General features: G+C 56.8%; 12 protein-coding genes. 6 read left to right on the top strand and 6 right to left on the bottom strand.

Features of this window, described 5'->3' with window-relative positions:
- The first annotated feature begins 14 nt into the window (after nt 1-14).
- Both RHH81_RS07505 and RHH81_RS07500 read left to right on the top strand, forming a co-directional pair.
- Nucleotides 15-599, top strand: coding sequence for a Tfp pilus assembly protein FimT/FimU (locus RHH81_RS07505; protein ID WP_302677954.1), 585 nt, complete (start codon nt 15-17; stop codon nt 597-599).
- A gap of 32 nt (nt 600-631) precedes the next feature.
- Nucleotides 632-1249 (top strand): prepilin-type N-terminal cleavage/methylation domain-containing protein, encoded by a 618-nt coding sequence (locus RHH81_RS07500; RefSeq protein WP_310742719.1) that lies wholly within the window; start codon nt 632-634, stop codon nt 1247-1249.
- Between the two features lie 19 nt (nt 1250-1268).
- Here RHH81_RS07500 and RHH81_RS07495 read toward each other — a convergent pair whose 3' ends face one another.
- The 5 genes from RHH81_RS07495 to RHH81_RS07475 all read right to left on the bottom strand — a co-directional run bounded on the left by RHH81_RS07495 (nt 1269) and on the right by RHH81_RS07475 (nt 6810).
- The gene (locus RHH81_RS07495; protein WP_310742838.1) at nt 1269-3500 is read right to left on the bottom strand and encodes a heavy metal translocating P-type ATPase; all 2232 of its coding nucleotides are present in this window, start codon (nt 3498-3500) and stop codon (nt 1269-1271) included.
- On the bottom strand, nt 3497-3679 hold the full coding sequence (locus tag RHH81_RS07490) for a heavy-metal-associated domain-containing protein (RefSeq protein WP_310742837.1): 183 nt from the start codon (nt 3677-3679) through the stop codon (nt 3497-3499). The genes RHH81_RS07495 and RHH81_RS07490 overlap by 4 nt, the downstream gene beginning before the upstream one ends.
- Before the next feature lie 74 nt (nt 3680-3753).
- Nucleotides 3754-5088 carry a cytochrome c biogenesis protein gene (locus RHH81_RS07485; RefSeq protein WP_206199631.1) on the bottom strand — a complete coding sequence of 445 codons (1335 nt, stop codon included), beginning with the start codon at nt 5086-5088 and terminating at the stop codon, nt 3754-3756.
- Nucleotides 5089-6105 carry an oxygen-dependent coproporphyrinogen oxidase gene (gene hemF / locus RHH81_RS07480; protein ID WP_310742836.1) on the bottom strand — a complete coding sequence of 339 codons (1017 nt, stop codon included), beginning with the start codon at nt 6103-6105 and terminating at the stop codon, nt 5089-5091.
- Nucleotides 6106-6168: 63 nt separating this feature from the next.
- Nucleotides 6169-6810, bottom strand: a complete 642-nt coding sequence (locus RHH81_RS07475) for a cofactor assembly of complex C subunit B (RefSeq protein WP_206199629.1) — start codon at nt 6808-6810, stop codon at nt 6169-6171.
- Nucleotides 6811-6897: 87 nt separating this feature from the next.
- Here RHH81_RS07475 and RHH81_RS07470 point away from each other — a divergent pair, with 87 nt between their 5' ends.
- A complete protein-coding gene (locus tag RHH81_RS07470; protein WP_225901523.1) occupies nt 6898-7413 on the top strand; it encodes a L,D-transpeptidase in 516 nt (171 codons plus the stop codon).
- On the opposite strand, the gene RHH81_RS07465 is transcribed toward RHH81_RS07470, so the two are convergent.
- Entirely contained in the window at nt 7410-8774 is a 1365-nt protein-coding gene (locus RHH81_RS07465) for a CPBP family intramembrane glutamic endopeptidase (protein WP_310742835.1), read from the bottom strand. The two genes, RHH81_RS07470 and RHH81_RS07465, sit on opposite strands and share 4 nt — an antisense overlap.
- 125 nt (nt 8775-8899) lie before the next feature.
- Between RHH81_RS07465 and pheS the strand changes: the two genes are divergently transcribed.
- The 3 genes from pheS (at nt 8900) to acnB (ending at nt 13279) form a co-directional block, all read left to right on the top strand.
- On the top strand, nt 8900-9910 hold the full coding sequence (gene pheS, locus RHH81_RS07460; protein ID WP_206199627.1) for a phenylalanine--tRNA ligase subunit alpha: 1011 nt from the start codon (nt 8900-8902) through the stop codon (nt 9908-9910).
- A gap of 12 nt (nt 9911-9922) precedes the next feature.
- Nucleotides 9923-10558, top strand: a complete 636-nt coding sequence (locus tag RHH81_RS07455; protein ID WP_190278069.1) for a ParA family protein — start codon at nt 9923-9925, stop codon at nt 10556-10558.
- A 114-nt stretch (nt 10559-10672) separates the two neighbouring features.
- Nucleotides 10673-13279, top strand: a complete 2607-nt coding sequence (gene acnB, locus RHH81_RS07450; RefSeq protein WP_206199626.1) for a bifunctional aconitate hydratase 2/2-methylisocitrate dehydratase — start codon at nt 10673-10675, stop codon at nt 13277-13279.
- The last annotated feature ends 1 nt before the right edge of the window (nt 13280 follow it).

Below are 13280 nucleotides of genomic sequence, written 5' to 3'. Positions count from 1 at the left end.
GGAGCGCCGCAGCCATGAACAGCCGCCAACGGGGCTACACCATGACCGAGATACTGGTGGTCATTGTCCTGATTGCCATTCTTGTGGGCATTGGCACCATGACCCTGTTTCCACTGCTGCAACGGCAACGGGTGCGCGCCGCTGTGAATACTGCCCGCAATGTACTGCGCCTTGCCCAGGCCAATGCCAAAAGGGAAAAGCTGCCTTGGATAGCGGCATTTCGCAATACCGATTTTGGCCCGCAGTGGTCGACCAATCCCGTCAACCGGGATAGGAGGGACTGGCAGTGGCAGCCCCTAGTGGATGACGATGAGCAGTTGGTGATGGTTATGTACGCCACTGACTTTAACTCCACAGAGGTGGGGGAGGGGAATCGAATTTTGGAATGCTGGCAGCCCCAGGCGCGATCGGCGGCAGTCCAACAGTGTGAGTTGGCCTTTGACCATCAGGGGCGGGTGATCACGCCGGTGACGCCCCGGCGGATTGCCTTTAGCATCTATGCCTATGAAGACGAGTACCTCCAGTGCGTGCGAATACCAACCATTTTGGGGGGGATGCGCATTGAGCAGGGAACATCCTGTGGCGTGTATCGTGAGTAAGGTGTCGGTAGAGCAGTGTTGAAGAGTTAGAGATGGCTATGACAGAACATGGGGACAGGGGTAGGGACAGTGTATATCTGAAGCTGCTGTTTTTTCTGCAGGAGCGGCGGCGGTGGGGAGCCAATGGCGGATTGACGTTTCCGGAGGTGCTGGTGGTGATGGTGATTTTAGGGGTGATTGCCCTAATTGCCTTGCCTTCGCTGCTAAACCAACGGCTCAAGGCACAACTGGCGGGGGCCAAATCAGCGGTGGGGGCAGTTAACCGTGCCCAGGAGGCCTACCGGGTGCGCCACAAAATTTTTGCCACCAAAATTGCCTATCTGGGTCTCTATAACACCCAAGGGGGGGGCTATAGGGTGGATGGCTACTATCCCTTGACGCTCACCTATGACCAAGTGAAGGAGGAAAATACTGGCCGCATCCTCCATGGTGGCGGTAATCCGTGGTATGCCGCTGTGCATGCCCAAGCCATTGATCCAGCAGGCAAGGGGGTGTCGGGCTGTGTCTGGGCGAAGCCGGGGGATTTTGGGGTCACGAGTGCTTCGGTGAAGGAGGGAAAAACGGCAGCACCCCCTGGGGATTGTTGGGAAGATCAGCCAGAAGGTTCTAATGACCCAGTCAAGTATTTTCCAATTCAGACAACGGAGTAATTTTAGGGGGTTAGAATGTCTACGATCGTCGAAAAGAGCGCAGGCGCAGAGCATTCATCACCACGGAGAAGGAACTAAAGGCCATTGCTGCACCGGCCACCATGGGATTGAGGAGCCAGCCGCTCAGGGGGTAAAGGATACCAGCGGCAATGGGAATGCCGGCCACATTATAGATGAAGGCGAAAAAGAGATTCTGGCGAATATTTTGGATGGTGGCGCGGCTGAGTTGTAGGGCGATGACAATGCCCTGAAGATGACCGGCAATGAGGGTGATGTCACTGCTGGCGATCGCTACATCGGTACCCGTGCCCAGAGCAATGCCCACATCGGCTTGAGCGAGGGCCGGGGCATCATTAATGCCATCCCCCACCATGGCCACGCACTTCCCTTGCCGTTGCAGTTCAGCAATGATCGCTGCCTTTTGATCGGGGCGGACACTGGCAACGTAATGCTCAATTCCCACTTGCTGGGCAATCGCCGCAGCCGTTACGGCCTGATCGCCCGTCAGCAGAATCACCTCTAATCCCATGCGCTTCAGGGCAGCCACTACCGCTGGGGCTTCGGGTTTCAGCGTGTCGGCAAGGGCGATCAGCCCCCTGACTTGGGCATCCACCGCTATCCAGATGACCGTTTTCCCCTGCTGTGCAAGGGTTTGAGCTTGAGGCTGCCAAGGGGCGGTGGCAATGCCGTGGCCTGCTAGAAAGGCTGGCGTACCAATGAGCACCCATTGATCCTCAACCATGCCCTGTACCCCTTGACCAATCGTGGCCACAAAGTCGCGAACCGCTTGCGGCGATACCCCCTGCCCTTGGGCATACTCGACCACAGCGGCAGCCAAGGGATGTTCCGAGTGCCATTCCACACTGGCGGCCAGCCGCAAAAGGGTTGTGGCATCCGCCTGAGGATAAAAATCGGTGACGCTGGGATGGCCTTGGGTGAGGGTGCCTGTTTTGTCGAGAACCACAGTTTGCACCCGATCGGCCAGCTGGAGACTGCGGGCATCTTTAATCAAAATGCCATACTCCGCTGCTTTGCCGGTGGCCACCATGATTGAGGTGGGGGTGGCCAAGCCAAGGGCACAGGGACAGGCAATGATCAAAACGCCAATGGTGGTCAACAGGGCTAGGGTGGGATTGCGGCCAATGGTCAGCCACAGCAGCCCCGTCAGGAGAGCGATCGCCAGCACCGTCGGTACAAACCAAGCCGTGATGCGATCGGCCAGTTTTTGAATGGGGGCTTTTGAGGCCTGGGCCTGCTGCACTAGTCGAATCATTTGTGCCAAAAAGGTTTGCTGTCCCACCCGTGTAGCACGCATTTGTAGGCTGCCCGTTTGATTGAGGGTGGCACCAATGACCTCATCCCCCTCGCGTTTTTCCACCGCTAGGCTCTCCCCGGTCACCATGGATTCATCCACCGTCGAAGCCCCAGCCACAATCTCACCATCCACGGGAATTTTCTCGCCGGGACGCACCAGCAATCGATCCCCCACTTGCACTTCAATCAGGGGCACCTCCACGGCTTCCCCGTTACGAATCACCCGTGCCGTTTTCGGTTGCAGGGCGAGGAGTTTGCCAATAGCGGCAGCAGTTTCCCGTTTGGCGCGACTTTCGAGAAAGCGTCCCAAGAGAATCAGGGTAATGACGACGGCTGAGACTTCGTAATAGACCTCTGGCATGTGGCCATGGAAGGCTTGGGGAAAGAGCGTCCCAAAGAGCGAGTAGAAAAAGGCGACACTGGTGCCCAGAGCCACTAGGGTGTCCATCGTTGCTGTGCGATAGCGCAGTGCCCGCCAGGCGCCCTCATAAAAGGATTCGCCACTCCAAAACTGAATTGGCGCTGTCAGCAACAGTTGTACCCAAGGATGGTGCAGCCATGGGGGGATCCAAGGGAGATGCCAGCCCGTCATCATGGGTAGATTCCCCACTAGCAGTAGTAGGGTGGCGCCACCCGCAAAGAGGAGTCGGCGTTTGAGACGGTGCAGCTCAGCCCGATAGGTCAATTCTGCGGTGGCGGTGTCAGTTACCAAGCCTTCTTCAGGCAGTCGCTCTGCGTGATAGCCGGCTTTGGCGATCGCCCCCTGTAGATCTGACCAGGTCACTTGCTGGGGATCGTAGGTGACCGTGGCCTGAGCGGCGGCAAAATAAATTTCACAGTCCCTGACGCCCGGTAGCGATCGCAGGGCAGTTTCAACGACATTGGCGCAAGCGGCGCACTGCATCCCCTGCACCTTGAAGCTGAGCTGGGTGATCATTGGGGCGTATAACCGGCTTGGCGAATGGCACTGCGGATGTCTGCCGCTGCGGCTTGGGTGTCAATGGCTAGCTCTTTGGTTGCGAGATGGGCGGTAACAGTCGCACGGGTGTCAACCGCTTGAATCGCTTGGATAATGGCATCACGACAGGCGCCACAGGCCATGTCGGGCAGAACCATGGTGATCTTCCCCTGACACTCCTGCGATTCATCGTGAAGTCTCCAGTGAACGAGAGAGTCAAGGGGGAGTCCGGCTAATTTTGTTCAACGGCTAGGGGCTGGTCTTGGCGGTTTAAGGCATTGGCGATCGCCACCAATTCCTGCTCAAAGGCCAACTGGGCGCGATTGGTGCGGCCACCCACATAGAGGAGATCGGTTTCCTGCAGCCCCCACACCTGGGAGTGGGACACATAGCTCATGATCACCCCCGCCATCAACAGGGCAAAGCCCGCATAAAACAGGGGAATCCCCGGATCGGCTTTAATTTGTAGCCCTGTACTGCCCACAAGTTCAATCAACGTCAGCGTCACACCGTTAATCTCTGTACTCATGCCGGTGCGCAAGCTGGTGAGAAACTCGCCCTTGGGGCTGTAGATGAGCACCGTGCCTTGGAGATCCCGCGCAATCAGGGAAATCCCCTCCGAGAGATCCGGTTTCGTGGGCAGCCATGTGCCCCAAAGACGACCTTTGCCTTCTGTGTCCAGCTGGGCCATTGGCAGTTGCAGCACGGGACTGTTGTTTAGGCGAAAGCGAATGGCGGCAATACTCCAGTCCGCCTGATAGAGGGTGACCCCGCCATACTTCAAGGGCTGGTTGACATGGATTGTGCCCCGCTTCACCTCCTGACCGTCGGCATCCAGTACCGAGAGATCCGAGTAGAATTGGTCAATGTCACCCGCATCAGTGTAATCAATCCAAAAGCGATTCACCTTGACCGACCAGTGTTGGGGGATGCGCGCCAGTGGCCCCGCCTGCACAATGTGCTGAAGATGAAAGGTTTCACCACTGGGAATCAGTTCCTGCGCCATAAAGCCCGTCAGCGCCCCCAAAATCCCCCCCAGCAAAATCAGAATCATACTGACATGAACCACAATCGGGCCTATGCGACCAACAATGCCTTTGCGGGCATAGAGTTGATTATCGGTTTGCCAGACGCGGTAGCCCTTTGCGCTCAAGGCAGCGGCCAGTTCCTTGAGGGAGCCTTGGGAAATCGTGGTGCTCAGGGCCAGTTTGGTGAATTGACGCGGTTGGGAGTAGTACTGCCAGCGTTGGGCGGTGGTGAGGGCAGGCACCTGCCGAGTGAAGGTACAGGCCGTTAAACTCGCCCCAAAGAGCACCAACAGAGTGAGATACCAAGGGGTGCGATAGACATGATCTAGCCCTAGGGCCAGCAGCACCCGCCAACTGAGAAAACCAAACAGGGCAGGGTCTGCGGGATAGTTTTCTTGGTAGAAGCTGAGGGATTGCCCCTGCTCAATCACAGTGCCGGCGATACTGGCGATCGCAATCACCAGCAGCAGGAGAATCGCTAGGCGCAGATCACCTAGGAGGGCAAGCACACGGCGCAACACAGGGGCACTGATCCTCATTTAGCTTGGCCAATTCACCCAGTCTTGGGGCTTGAGAAAGGTGGTGTACAGTTCCGCTTCGCGGCTGTTGGGTTCCGGGGTATAGCCGTATTCCCAGCGGACAAGGGGGGGCAGAGACATCAAAATAGACTCGGTGCGGCCATTGGTTTGTAGGCCGAAGATGGTGCCGCGGTCATAGACTAGGTTGAATTCCACATAGCGGCCGCGCCGATAGAGCTGAAATTGCCGCTGGCGATCGCCATACTCGAGGTGACGCCGCCGTTCCACAATCGGTAGGTAGGCTTCTAGAAAGGCTTGGCCACAGCTTTGAATAAAGGCAAACAGGTCTTCCCACGAACGATTGCCGATGGAACCAACCTTTTGACTGTAGCGAGCAGCTTCGCCATGGGGATCAGGGCCGCGGTAAAGCTCGCGATCGCTGCCATCTTGGTAGTCAAAGAAAATGCCGCCCACGCCACGGGTCTCGCCACGATGCTTGAGGTAGAAGTATTCATCACACCAGCGTTTGAACACAGAGTAGTACTCGCTGTGGTGGCGATCGCAGGCAGCCTTATGCACCTGATGGAAGTGTTTCGCATCCTCAGCAAAGGGGTAGTAGGGGGTCAAATCTGCGCCACCGCCAAACCACCACACAGGACCTGCTTCAAAGTAGCGGTAGTTCAAATGCACCGTTGGCACATAGGGATTGCGGGGATGGAGCACCATGGAGGTACCCGTGGCATAGAAGCCATGCCCCGCTGCCTCTGGCCGCTGCGCCAAGATTGAGGGCGGCAATTGCTCCCCCCACACCTCTGAGAAATTAACGCCCCCCTGCTCTAAGAGCTGACCATTTTTCATCACCCGCGAGCGACCACCGCCCCCTTCGGGACGTTGCCAACTGTCCTCTTGAAACTGGGCACCGCCATCGGCTGCCTCTAGAGCCTGACAAATCTGATCCTGGAGGTCTTTCAAAAAAGTCGCTGCCCGTTGACGCGAGTCGCTGGGCACAGCAGGGGTAGCAGAAGTGGCAACAGTCATAGTAAATATCGAAATCCTAATAAACGGTCTTCAGTGTCAAAAAAAAGTCGCTTCAAAGCGTGTCTAGGCTTTATTGTACTGTTCTGCCAGCACCTGGGCGAGCTTGGCGGCAAGGGCAGCTACCCACTGTTCATCCTGTTTGGTATAGCGGCGGGGGGCATTAGTGCCGAGAATCATCACCGTTTGCGCATCCACCGGTTGGCAGATCACCCCTTGGGTATTGGGGGGCAAATAGTCAAATTCAATGCGTCCGGGGTAAAGGGCTAAATTCACTAAATAGATGGGGCGTTGGGTTTGCAGGGCGCGCTGCACAATGGCACCCGTGGCCGTCATTGGTTTGGGCCCCAGAATACCGCGCCGCAGGAGGGGGCGATCGGCGCGCCAAATGACAATGGACTTTGTCGGCGTATTCTTCAGCAAGGTATAGGACAGCCACGCCAGCTCTGTTTTCAGGGCAGCATCCAGATCATCGGCAAGTTCAAATCCCTCTTCCCCTTCAAGGATCACCGCTTCCGCAGGACGGGGCTGCACCCGCTGCCAAATCAGCGTCGTCAAAATCAAGACCGCCGCAAGGATCACCCCCACGACATCGGCACGGGCTTGGGAAGGGGTCAGCAGGGGGGTCAAGAGGCGATTGATGAGGAGAAGTGTGCCCCCCAAAACCCCCGTTGCAAGCGGTAAATAGCGGAGAACTTGGTCATTCATCTAGAATTTTGAAAAATTTTTCAGTAGCAACGTAACTATCTATTATTCCCCAATGCCAATCTCACAGTGGTAGGAGTGAATTGCGGAATGAAAGCACAAGGCTTCCTAAAAGCTGGCCAGCGAGCGATCGCGGTTATTGGATGGGTGAGTTTGAGTCTTTGGGGTCGTCTCCCCTTTGCCCTTGCTACTGCTCCTCCACCGGCGGTCACCGCTCCCCTACGTCTAGAAATCAGCCTATCACGGCGCCAATTGACCCTCTATCAAGGACAAACTCCCCTGCGCCGGTATCCCGTGGCCGTAGGTCGTCCGGGGTGGGAAACCCCCACAGGTCAATTTCAAGTGCGGGAGATGATTCGCGATCCCGCTTGGAAAAATCCCTTTACCGGGGCAGTGATTGCTGGTGGACATCCCCGCAACCCCTTGGGGCGGCGTTGGATTGGCTTTTGGAGTGATGGCACCAATTGGGTTGGGTTGCACGGTACCCCCCATCCGGATTCCATTGGTCATGCGGTTTCCCACGGTTGCGTGCGGATGTACAACCGCGACATTGAGGAGCTTTTTGAGAAAGTCAAGCCGGGTGTGCCTGTGATTGTGGTGCGCTAGAAAGGGGCAACAAGGGCAGCGCCAAAAAAGACGACGGCGATCGCATCCACCAGACCATGCAGGAGAACGCCCGCCCAGAGGCGCTGGGTACAGGCAAAGGTGAGGCAGTAAAAGAGGGAGGCCAAGGTTGCCATGATGATATACACCGCTCGGTAGGCCATGAGGGGCAGTTGAATATCGGCATTCGGCTCATTGCCTACATGGAGAATACCAAAAAGCAGCGAACAAATGAGAATGGCACCCCAAGCAATGACCACCGGCCGCTGGCGATCGCCCCCATAGTGCTGCCACAGATCCCGCACGAAAATCATCAAACCACTGCGAAAGAGCACCTCCTCAAAAATGCCCACCCGCATTGCAAAGAGGCTGACATAGACAAACACCGCCAAAGGCGAAGGCGTCAAGTTAAATTTCGCCAAGGGCAAAAAGCCCAATAGACTCCCCAAGGGCACCATGGTTACCAAAGCCGCCAAGAACATTGCCGCCAATAAACGAGCATCGCACCAGCGGGGTTCAAAACTATAGCCAAAGTGCGATCGCCCCAGCCCCCTGCCAAAAATGATCACCAAAATAAACAGTTGCAGTGCCACAAAAGGGCCAAAGCGAAAGTAGGGGGTCGAGAACCAGTAGAGGCTAAAAAGCGAGACCGCAATTAGGGGAATGTCGTGCAGTCCCAATCCCGTGGGGGTCGCCCGTGGCGGGTGTCGCCGCTGCCAATCGCCCCAAGCACATAGGAGCAAATAGATAGGGGTAATGATGAATCCTTCTGTGTACGCTTTGGGGAAGGCTGGCGAAATCAACCCACTGTGGCTGAGCAACAAATAAAGTGCTGCTCCACTGATCCAAGCCCACAACACTGGTGTCGGTGTGGTTTGCTGCCGCAAGAGGACAGGGACGCGCACCATGGCCCAGACGCCTCCGAGAAAGATCAGCAAGTTCAGCCACGGCTGATCAGCAAAGATTAAATTGGTGAGAACCCGCTGCCAAGGAAAGCGGCCTGCTTGGGGGAGAATCAAGCCAATGGCAATGTACAGTGCCAAACTGAGGAGTAACCGCCCCGGCCAGCGTTGGGTCATCTTATTAAAATCCCGCTGGCCACTTGCCCACCATAGCACTGGAAAACCACCAATGATGACGACGGCGGCGGCCTCCACCACACTTTCGAGCCACGGCCAAGGGGTTGCAGACAAATCGTGCAGGTAAAGGAGTTGTGCCCAAAACCACAGCCCACAGGCAGCGATCGCCATCTGTTGCTCGCGGTTCGCAGAAAACCGCGGTGAACGGAGAAAGGCTTGGGGTGCGCTGGCTAGCCACTGACTGACCGTCTGTTTAGGCTGGCTGGTGAGGTTGGGAATCGGCATTCGAGAACCATCGCGATCGCAACTGCGGGCATAGCGTTATAATCAAGGCTTATTCCCAACAGGTGGGAATGCTTTATCTTGACCGAAATTGTTGCCATTTGTGCACCCCGCAACTGCATTTTGCCATGACGACCCCCACCCTTGATCGTGATCGGCTCAGCCAACAACTCAAAGATTTAGAAGCCAAAGCCCTACAGGCGATCGCTGCAGCCCGCACCCTCGATACCCTAGAGCAACTGCGCGTTGCCTACTTGGGCAAAAAAGGCGAACTCTCACAAATTCTCGCCCTTATGGGCAAACTGCCCCCTAGCGATCGCCCCACCATTGGTGCCCTCGCCAACACCCTCAAGGAAAAACTGCTCCAAGAACTAGAAGCCCGCCGCGAAACCCTGCAAGCCGAAAAAATTGCTGCGCAACTGGCGGCTGAAAGCCTTGATGTCACCCTGCCGGGCGTCTATCGTCCCCAAGGGCACATTCATCCCCTCAATAGCACCATTGACCGCATCCTCGATATTTTTGTGGGTCTCGGCTATACCGTTGCCAATGGCCCCGAAATGGAAACTGACTACTACAACTTTGAGGCGCTGAATACACCTGCAGATCACCCGGCTCGCGACATGCAGGACACCTTCTACCTGCCCGATGGCAATCTGCTGCGCACCCACACCTCCTCGGTGCAGATTCGCTACATGGAACTCAATGATCCGCCCATTCGCATTGTTGCTCCCGGCCGTTGTTATCGGCGGGATACGGAGGATGCCACCCACGCGGCTGTGTTCCATCAGATTGAGATTTTGGCAGTGGATGAGGGGCTGACCTTTACCGACCTCAAGGGTACCGTCACGACGTTTCTGGCGGCACTCTTTGGTGATGTTCCCATTCGTTTCCGAGCCAGCTATTTCCCCTTTACCGAACCCTCGGCGGAGGTGGATGTGCAGTGGCAGGGACGCTGGTTAGAGGTGATGGGCTGTGGCATGGTGGATCCTGCTGTGCTCAAAAATGTCGGCTACGATCCAGAGGTCTACACGGGCTTTGCCGCCGGATTCGGTGTGGAGCGGTTTGCCATGGTGCTGCATCAAATTGATGATATTCGCCGCTTTTACACCAGTGATTTGCGCTTTCTGCGGCAGTTTTAGGAGGATAGGGCCTTGGCTGAACCCCGTCTGCTGGCGGTCCTCAATGGCAAGGGAGGCGTTGGTAAAACCACAACGGCAATCAACCTAGCAGCCACCTATGCCGAGCAGTACAGGGTGTTGTTGGTGGATACGGATCCCCAAGCCTCAGCCACGTGGTGGTTTCAGCGCAGTGGCCAATCCATGGGCTTCGATCTCGCCCAGGAGCTTAACCCCAAACTCCTCAGCAGGGTACGCCAGCTTTCTGGCTATGACCTGATTGTTGTCGATACGCCGCCGGCCTTAGCCTCCAGTGCCCTAGCAGCGGTGGTACCGATCGCTGACTATCTGGTGCTGCCCACCCCCCCCGCCCCCATTGACCTTGCCGCCCTCATTGAAACAGTGAAGCAAGTGGTGCAACCGTCTAACGTTCCCCACCGCGTCCTGCTCACCCGCGTTGATCCCCGCTGTGTCAATGAAGCCCTCGAAGCCCAAAATACGCTCTTGCAGTTGGGGGTAGCAGCCTGTCACTCCTTTATCCGCGCCTACAAAGCCCACGAACGGGCGGCTCTCGACGGCGTACCCATTACCCAATGGAAGGGCAAGCAGGCGAAGGAAGCTCAAGCGGATTACCGCCGCGTTGCTGAAGAGTTACAGCGGGACTGGCGATAGGGGCAAGGGTAGCAAAGGCAACCAAACCCCCAAAGGGGAATCTGTACTCTAAAATCTAGATCCGCACTTAAATGATTTTGTTCTCCCTTGTATCCGAATTGAGGTCAGCAGAGCGTGGACACAACCGTACTCAGCCAATACCGTCAGCAAACCCAAGAACGTGCTGCCTTGGGCATTCCCCCCTTGCCCCTGACGGCGGCAGAAACCTCGGCGGTTTGTGATCTACTGCAACACCCCCCAGCGGGAGAGGAAGACTACCTACTGCACCTGATTCGCGATCGCGTGCCCCCCGGTGTCGATGAAGCGGCCTACATTAAAGCCGGCTTTTTGACGGCGATCGCCAAAGGAGAACTCACCAGTCCCCTCATCACTCCCGTTGCAGCGGTGGAACTCCTAGGGACAATGCTGGGGGGCTACAACGTTCAATCCCTCATTGAGCTGCTGCGCCATGAAAACCCAGAACTTGCCCGTGCGGCGGCCACTGCCCTCAGCCATACCCTCTTGGTCTATGACGCCTTTCACGATGTCCAAGACCTGATGCACCAAGGCAACCCCTACGCCCGTCAGGTGATGGAATCTTGGGCCAATGGGGATTGGTTTACCTGCCGTGATCCGCTGCCGGAGGCCATTACTGTCACCGTTTTTAAGGTCGCCGGTGAAACCAATACCGATGATCTTTCCCCTGCCCCCCATGCCACCACCCGCCCCGATATTCCGCTGCACGCTACGGTGATGCTGGAAAGCCGCTTGCCGGGGGCACTGCAAATCATTGCCGAACTGAAGCAAAAGGGCTACCCCCTTGCCTATGTGGGGGATGTGGTTGGCACCGGTTCCTCCCGCAAGTCCGCCACCAACTCTGTGATTTGGCACATTGGTCGCGACATTCCCTACGTTCCCAATAAGCGCACAGGGGGCGTCTGTCTTGGTGGCAAAATTGCGCCCATTTTCTTCAACACCATGGAGGACTCCGGCGCCCTGCCCATTGAGTGCGATGTTACCCGCATGAATATGGGGGATGTGATCACGATCTACCCCTACCGCGGCGAAATCACCAATGCAGCGGGGGAGGTCATCAGTACCTTTACCCTCAAACCCGAGACCCTCTTGGATGAAGTGCGAGCGGGGGGGCGCATTCCCCTTCTCATTGGGCGTACCCTCACCGACAAAGCACGGGCTGCCCTTGGCCGAGAACCCAGTCCCCTCTTTACTCGTCCCAAGCCCCCCGTTGAGAGCAGTAAGGGCTATACCTTGGCGCAAAAGATTGTCGGTAAAGCCTGTGGTCTCCCCGGCGTCCGCCCCGGCACCTACTGTGAACCGGTCATGACAACGGTTGGCTCCCAGGATACGACAGGCCCAATGACCCGCGATGAACTCAAGGAGCTGGCCTGCCTTGGCTTTGGTGCGGATTTGGTCTTGCAAAGTTTCTGCCATACGGCGGCTTATCCCAAGCCCGTTGACATCAAAACCCACAAAGAACTGCCGGACTTTATGACCTCGCGAGGGGGCGTCTCGCTACGACCGGGAGATGGCATTATTCACTCTTGGCTCAACCGCATGCTGCTGCCGGATACCGTGGGCACGGGGGGCGATTCCCATACCCGTTTTCCCTTGGGCATTTCGTTCCCAGCAGGTTCTGGCTTGGTCGCCTTTGCAGCGGCCTTGGGGGTGATGCCTTTGGATATGCCGGAGTCGGTGCTCGTGCGCTTCAAAGGTGCGTTGCAACCGGGGGTGACGCTGCGGGACATTGTCAATGCCATTCCCTATGTGGCCATTCAGCAGGGTAAGCTCACCGTTGCCAAGGAGAATAAAAAGAATGTTTTCTCCGGACGGATCATGGAAATGGAGGGGCTGCCGCACTTGCAACTGGAGCAGGCCTTTGAACTCACCGATGCCACAGCGGAGCGATCGGCCGCAGGGTGCACGATTAAACTCAGTGAAGACACTGTGGCGACATACCTGCGCTCCAATGTAGCCCTCCTGAAAAATATGGTGGCCCGTGGCTACGGCGATGCGCGTACGATTCTACGGCGGGTGAAAAAGATGGAGGCATGGCTGGCCAATCCCAGTCTCCTCTCGGCGGATGCGGATGCCGAGTATGCCGATGTGATTGAGGTGGATCTAGATCAAATCAAGGAACCCCTTGTGGCTGCCCCCAATGACCCCGACAATATCAAAACCCTCTCCGAATGTGCCGGCGATCCAGTGCAGGAGGTCTTTATTGGCTCCTGCATGACCAATATTGGCCACTACCGTGCCGCTGCCAAGGTACTGGAAGGAGAGGGGGCGGTGAAGGTGCGCCTCTGGATTGCACCCCCCACCCGTATGGATGAGCAGCAGTTGCGCGAAGAGGGCTACTACGGTATTTTTGCTGCTGCTGGGGCACGCATGGAGATGCCGGGCTGCTCCCTGTGCATGGGCAACCAAGCCCGCGTTGCTGATCACACCACGGTTTTCTCCACCTCCACACGGAACTTTAATAACCGCATGGGCAAAGGGGCACGGGTCTATCTGGGATCCGCAGAGCTAGCAGCAGTTTGTGCCCTACTGGGGCGCATTCCCACCCGCGAGGAGTACCTAGAGATTGTGACGCGGAAAATTGATCCCTTTGCAGCGGATCTCTATCGCTACCTCTACTTTGACCAAATTCCCGACTACGAAAACCAAGGCCGCCTCATTTCCAAGGAGGAGGAAGCGAAGCTACTGGCCAGTATTGGCGGCTAGC

Source organism: Thermosynechococcus sp. PKX95 (assembly GCF_031583295.1).
Lineage (GTDB): Bacteria > Cyanobacteriota > Cyanobacteriia > Thermosynechococcales > Thermosynechococcaceae > Thermosynechococcus.
The sequence above is the reverse complement of the archived record's forward strand: the minus strand, read 5'-3'. Positions and strand labels throughout refer to the sequence as shown.

Coding starts and splice junctions, on each gene's coding strand:
- RHH81_RS07485 (WP_206199631.1), bottom strand. CDS start 5,088: ATGAGGATCAGTGCCCCTGTGTTGCGCCGTGTGCTTGCCCTCCTAGGT.
- RHH81_RS07490 (WP_310742837.1), bottom strand. CDS start 3,679: ATGGTTCTGCCCGACATGGCCTGTGGCGCCTGTCGTGATGCCATTATC.
- pheS (WP_206199627.1), top strand. CDS start 8,900: ATGACGACCCCCACCCTTGATCGTGATCGGCTCAGCCAACAACTCAAA.
- hemF (WP_310742836.1), bottom strand. CDS start 6,105: ATGACTGTTGCCACTTCTGCTACCCCTGCTGTGCCCAGCGACTCGCGT.
- RHH81_RS07495 (WP_310742838.1), bottom strand. CDS start 3,500: ATGATCACCCAGCTCAGCTTCAAGGTGCAGGGGATGCAGTGCGCCGCT.
- RHH81_RS07470 (WP_225901523.1), top strand. CDS start 6,898: ATGAAAGCACAAGGCTTCCTAAAAGCTGGCCAGCGAGCGATCGCGGTT.
- RHH81_RS07505 (WP_302677954.1), top strand. CDS start 15: ATGAACAGCCGCCAACGGGGCTACACCATGACCGAGATACTGGTGGTC.
- RHH81_RS07500 (WP_310742719.1), top strand. CDS start 632: ATGGCTATGACAGAACATGGGGACAGGGGTAGGGACAGTGTATATCTG.
- RHH81_RS07475 (WP_206199629.1), bottom strand. CDS start 6,810: ATGAATGACCAAGTTCTCCGCTATTTACCGCTTGCAACGGGGGTTTTG.
- RHH81_RS07465 (WP_310742835.1), bottom strand. CDS start 8,774: ATGCCGATTCCCAACCTCACCAGCCAGCCTAAACAGACGGTCAGTCAG.